This window comes from Arthrobacter sp. HMSC08H08, from assembly GCF_001807575.1.
GTDB lineage: Bacteria > Actinomycetota > Actinomycetes > Actinomycetales > Micrococcaceae > Pseudoglutamicibacter > Pseudoglutamicibacter albus.
This window is the reverse complement of record NZ_KV789405.1, coordinates 1-1,308: the sequence shown is the minus strand read 5'-3', so window position 1 is coordinate 1,308 and position 1,308 is coordinate 1. Positions and strand designations below refer to the sequence as shown.

Annotated in this window: 1 protein-coding gene; it reads right to left on the bottom strand. The window is 53.4% G+C overall.

What is annotated here, in order from left to right; translation table 11 throughout:
• Positions 1-22: 22 nt before the first annotated feature.
• A protein-coding gene (locus HMPREF3175_RS10195; RefSeq protein WP_176745151.1) for an IS3 family transposase occupies positions 23-1,257 on the bottom strand; the annotation gives its coding sequence in 2 pieces (ribosomal slippage) (positions 23-966 and positions 966-1,257; 1,236 coding nt in all).
• Positions 1,258-1,308: the final 51 nt, after the last annotated feature.

Below are 1,308 nucleotides of genomic sequence, written 5' to 3'. Positions count from 1 at the left end.
TGAAGTGTCCCGGGTTTTGTTCCTAGGCTTGTGCCTTAGTTTCTATTATTTCTTGGGTCGGGGTGTTCTCCCGAAATGCTGATTCGACTTCCGCCGGGGTTCGGTATCCCAAGCTTTGGTGGAGTCGGGTTTCGTTCCACCATGACACCCACTCAAACGTCGCGATTTCCACCTCGACTACGTCATTCCACGTTCGAGTATGGATGAGCTCATTCTTGTAGGACCCATTCACGTTTTCAGCTAGAGCGTTGTCGTAGGAGTCACCGACAGTTCCGGTGGAAGCAGCTATCCCATGGGCAGCAAGCCGTTGGTTGTAGACAACGCTGACGTACTGCGAGCCGTGATCAGAATGGTGCACCAAACCTGTTGTTTCTTCAGCGCACACGATCGCCTGGTTGAGGGCTTGCAACGGCAACAGTTCGGTACGCATGGAATCGGATAACGCCCAGCCGAGGATGCGTCGAGAGAACGCATCAGTGACAAACGCGGCATACACAAAGCCTGTCTTCGTGCGCACATAGGTAATATCTGCCACCCACAGCCTGTTCGGGCCTGGGGCGTTGAACTTTCGCTGCACCAAATCCGGACGCACATCCGGCACGTTCGGCTTGCGAGTGGTTACCGGCAAGCGTCCTTTACTCTTGCCGGATACACCGGCCAGGCGCATCAGCCGGGCAGTTTGCTCCCGACCAATGCCAATGCCTTCGCGTCGAAGAGCATGCCATATTTTCCGAATGCCATAAACACCGTAATTGTCGCTGTGAACCTTGCGAATATGTTCAACCAGGGCGGTATCGCGAAGAGTGCGAGAACTTAGACCACGGGCTTTGGATTGTCGGTAACCACGCGAGGTGATAAAGCCACCTTCACGATTGTTCTTCAACGTCGTACAGATGAACTCGATGCTGAAACGATCCCGATATTCATCGATGAACCGGATCATTTCCGACGTTTTGGGTCGAGTTCTGATGCGAAAAAAGCTGACGCGGCCTTCAACAACTCGTTGGTGTCGCGAAGCTCTTGATTCTCACGACGTAGCCTAGCGTTCTCGGCTGCTAAGTCTTCCGGTATCCGTTCAACAACGCGTCCATCGCGTCGAGCTGCCTGTGTCCACTGCCTGGCAGTGTGCCACGAAACACCCAGTTTCGGCGCCACAATCTTGCACGCATTTTGCATAGAAAGGTTCTCTGCCAAGATGCGATCCTCAACAAGGCGGACCACGCGATCCTTGGCATCTTGGTCAAATTTCTTTGGCATATCCCAGATCTTCCCATCTACTCAAACGGAACAAAACCTGGGACACCTCAG